The 3,499-nt window shown below is 64.1% G+C and carries 5 protein-coding genes; 2 read left to right on the top strand and 3 right to left on the bottom strand.

Annotated features, from left to right (window positions below):
* A partial coding sequence (locus EN994_RS22995) for an rRNA adenine dimethyltransferase family protein (RefSeq protein WP_281060195.1) occupies window positions 1-449 on the top strand: 449 nt, incomplete at its 5' end.
* Window positions 450-497: 48 nt separating this feature from the next.
* Here EN994_RS22995 and gmk read toward each other — a convergent pair.
* The 3 genes from gmk to mltG form a co-directional block, all read right to left on the bottom strand.
* Entirely contained in the window at window positions 498-1,154 is a 657-nt protein-coding gene (gmk, locus tag EN994_RS22990; protein ID WP_013532512.1) for a guanylate kinase, read from the bottom strand.
* Window positions 1,155-1,157: 3 nt separating this feature from the next.
* The gene (locus EN994_RS22985; protein ID WP_013532513.1) at window positions 1,158-2,048 is read right to left on the bottom strand and encodes a YicC/YloC family endoribonuclease; all 891 of its coding nucleotides are present in this window, start codon (window positions 2,046-2,048) and stop codon (window positions 1,158-1,160) included.
* 156 nt (window positions 2,049-2,204) lie between these two features.
* Window positions 2,205-3,314, bottom strand: a complete 1,110-nt coding sequence (mltG, locus tag EN994_RS22980) for an endolytic transglycosylase MltG (protein WP_244514283.1) — start codon at window positions 3,312-3,314, stop codon at window positions 2,205-2,207.
* On the opposite strand from mltG, the gene EN994_RS36285 reads away from it, so the two are divergent.
* On the top strand, window positions 3,313-3,499 hold a 187-nt coding region (locus EN994_RS36285; RefSeq protein ID WP_245466064.1), incomplete at its 3' end, for a hypothetical protein. The genes mltG and EN994_RS36285 overlap by 2 nt on opposite strands.

The following is a 3,499-nucleotide window of genomic DNA, read 5'->3' as shown; positions in this document are numbered from 1 at the left end:
ACATCGGCACGGAGCTGCTGGTGCGCTGGCTGACGGTCAGCGACTGGCCGCCTTTCTACACCTCGATGACTCTGATGTTCCAGCGCGAGGTGGCCGAGCGCATCGTCGCTCCCGCCGGCAGCGACAGCTATGGCCGGCTGGGGGTTCTTGCCGGCTGGCGGACGGAGGCGAGGATCGCCTTCGACGTACCGCCACAGGCATTCACGCCGCCGCCAAAGGTCACCTCCTCGGTGGTGCATCTTGTGCCGCGCCCGATGCCCCTGCCCACCGAGGTGAAGAAACTCGGCCGCGTCACAGAAGCCGCCTTCGGCCAACGTCGCAAGATGCTGCGGCAAAGCGTTAAGAGCCTCGGCGGCGAGGCCCTGCTCGACCGCGCCGGCATCGATCCGACACGCCGCGCCGAGACGCTCAGCGTCGAGGAGTTTGTAAGGTTGACAAACGCGGTGTAAGAAGCTGCCGATCTGCCCCCTCGTGGGGGAGATTGGCGCTTCACAGCCTCAACCCGTCTTCTCGTCCAACAGTCCCGAGACGAAATCGAACAGGCCTGGCCGGCGGTCGCGTCTCAGCCGCTCGGCGACGACGATGCCGCGCACTTCGGCGAAGGCGCGGTCGAGGTCGTCATTGACGATGACGAAATCATATTCCTTCCAGTGCTCGATCTCGTTGCGGGCGTTTTTCAACCGCGTTTCGATCACCGCTTCCTGGTCTTCGGCGCGGCGCTTCAGCCGTGCCTTCAACTCCTTCATCGATGGCGGCAGGATGAAGATCGAGACGATGTCGGCGCGCATCTTCTCCTTGAGCTGCTGGGCGCCCTGCCAGTCGATGTCGAACAGCATGTCGCGCCCTTCAGACAGCGCCAGTTCGGCAGGCTCGCGCGGTGTCGCATAGCAATTGCCATGCACCTCGGCCCACTCCAGCAGCGCGTCTGAATCACGAAGCCGCTCGAATTCGCGCATCGTCCGGAAATGATAGTGGACGCCTTCGATCTCGCTGCCGCGGCGCGGCCTGGTGGTGACCGAGACCGACAGTTCGAGGCTGGAATCGCTTTCCAGAAGATTGCGCGCGATCGTCGACTTGCCGGCGCCGGACGGCGACGACAGGACGAGCATCAGGCCCCGGCGGCGAATGCGGGACCCCAAATCCTTGGCAACCATCGGCTACTCCAGATTCTGGATCTGTTCACGAAACTGGTCGACCACCGCCTTCAGGTCCAGCCCGATCGCGGTGATGGCGGCGGCATTCGACTTGGAACACAGCGTATTCGATTCGCGGTTAAATTCCTGTGCCAGAAAATCGAGCTTGCGACCGACCGCGCCGCCGCCCACCAGCAGTGCCCGGCCGGATGCGACATGCGTTTTCAGCCGGTCGATCTCTTCGCGAATATCGGCCTTGGTGGCCAGGAACGCGGCCTCCATGTGCAGTCGGGTGGCATCCAAATTGGCGGAAGCGTCCATCAGCAGCCTGACCTGCTCGGCGATGCGTTCCCGGATCACCGCGGTCTCGCGGGATGGATCCACTTCTGCCCGCAGCGTCAGCGCCTCGATTGTGTCGATATGACCCGACAGCAGCAAAGCCAGCGCGGCCCCTTCGCCCTGCCGTGCCTGTTCAAGCCCGTTCAAGGCCACTTCGAGCGCGGCCATGATCGCGGCATCGAGCGCGGCCCTCGCCTCCTCGGTTTCGACAGTTTCGGGAATGTCGAGCACGCCGCGCAGCGACAGCAGTCCATCCGAGGTCGCCGCAGCAACGCCGAACTGCTCCTGCAGCCGCTTGGCGAGCCCGGCCAGGTCCTTCAGGAAGGCTTCGTTGACGACCGGCTGCGCCTGCGCGCCGACGGCACGGCCGATGGTCAGCGTCGCCTGAAAATTGCCGCGTGCAAAACGTTTCTGAAGTATCTGCCGGACAGCCGGTTCCAACCGCTCGAAGCCTTGCGGCAGCCGCAGCCGTACTTCGACGCTCTTGCCGTTGACGGACTTGACCTCCCAGGCGATCGAAGTGCCTTCGTGCTCGGCGACGGCACGTGCAAAACCGGTCATGCTCTGCAAATTCATATCGCCCACACGTCCCTGGCACATTGCCCCGAACCGGCTTTCCGGACAGAGCAAGTGCGGCTTGAAAATGACTGCGCCGCAGGCGCGTCGAAATCGGACGCGCGGCGCTCTTGCAAATGTCAGGGCGTCGCCTGTCGGGCAACGCCTTTCTTCATTCTACTGGGCAGCGCCCGCGTCACCGCCGCTGTCGTCGGCACCGTCAGCAGGCCCACTGTCGGCCGGCCCACCGTCCGCCGGCTTGACGGCATCGCTGTCGCCGCCGCCGGTCGTCTTGGCGGCTTTGGCGACGTCATCCGCCTGCTTCTTCTGCAGAGCGCGATAGCGGGCGACATTCTCGTTGTGCTCGTCCAGCGTCGCGGCAAAGACGTGCCCACCGGTGCCGTCGGCGACGAAATAGAGGTCGTCGGTCTTCGACGGATTGGCCACCGCCTCCAGCGCTGCACGACCCGGATTGGCGATCGGCGTCGGCGGCAAGCCGTTGATCACATAGGTGTTGTAGGGGGTCTGTTTCTGGATATCCGACTGGTAGATCGGCCGGTCCGCCGGCTTTCCCTTGCCGCCGAACAGCCCGTAGATGATGGTCGGATCGGATTGCAGGCGCATGCCCTTGGCAAGCCGGTTCAGGAAGACGGCGGCAACCCGTGAACGCTCGTCACCCTTGCCCGTCTCTTTCTCGACAATCGAAGCCAGCGTGACGAACTCCTCGACGTTGGCCAGCGGCAGGTCCGGCGCGCGCCGCTGCCAGACATCGTCAACCAGCTTCTTCTGATCCGCAAGCAGCTTGTCGACCATCTGCTGGCGTGTCGCGCCGCGCGTGAAGCGCAGCGTGTCGGTGGCGAGGCTGCCCTCCGGCGGCGTGGTTGCCGGCATGTCGCCGCTCAAGGCAGTCTCCTTGGCGATGCGCTGCAATGCCTGGTCGACAGTCAGTCCTTCAGGGATGGTCAGCGAATACATCACCGACTTGCCGCTCTTCAGAAGCTCCATGATATCGCGCATGGAAGCCCTGGGCTTGATCTCGTACTCGCCGGCTTTCAGCGCCGAATCATTGCCGAAGGCGCGCACGCCAAGGCGGAATACCCGGGCATCACTGATCAGTCCGCGGCGTTCGAGCTGGTCGGCGATATCCTGGACGCCGGTGTTCGGCTTGACCAGGAAGGTATCGCCATTAGCGGAGGGTCCGGGCTCGGTGAATTCCTGCTTGCCGAAATAGACCGCGACGCCGGCCGCCAGAACCACCAGCATCACCGAGGAGATGACGAAGTTCATGAACACGACGACCTGGCTGCGTGACGCACGCGAGCGCTTCGGCGGCGGCGTGCCGGCCTCTGGCCGCAACGCCTCGCTGGCCGTTTTCGGCACGATCGGTCCGGATGTTGCCGGCCGTTGCCCGAATTCTCCGTTGCCTGCCGGATTTGTGTTCATTTCGCCCTACCGTTTGATCGCCCAACGAA

The organism is Mesorhizobium sp. M7A.F.Ca.CA.002.09.1.1, from assembly GCF_003998555.1.
Lineage (GTDB): Bacteria > Pseudomonadota > Alphaproteobacteria > Rhizobiales > Rhizobiaceae > Mesorhizobium > Mesorhizobium ciceri.
This window is presented reverse-complemented; position numbering and strand designations above follow the sequence as displayed.

Bases quoted from the DNA above. Each gene is read 5' to 3' on its own strand.
- gmk (WP_013532512.1), bottom strand. From the start codon at position 1,154: ATGGTTGCCAAGGATTTGGGGTCCCGCATTCGCCGCCGGGGCCTGATG.
- EN994_RS22985 (WP_013532513.1), bottom strand. From the start codon at position 2,048: ATGAATTTGCAGAGCATGACCGGTTTTGCACGTGCCGTCGCCGAGCAC.
- mltG (WP_244514283.1), bottom strand. From the start codon at position 3,314: ATGAACTTCGTCATCTCCTCGGTGATGCTGGTGGTTCTGGCGGCCGGC.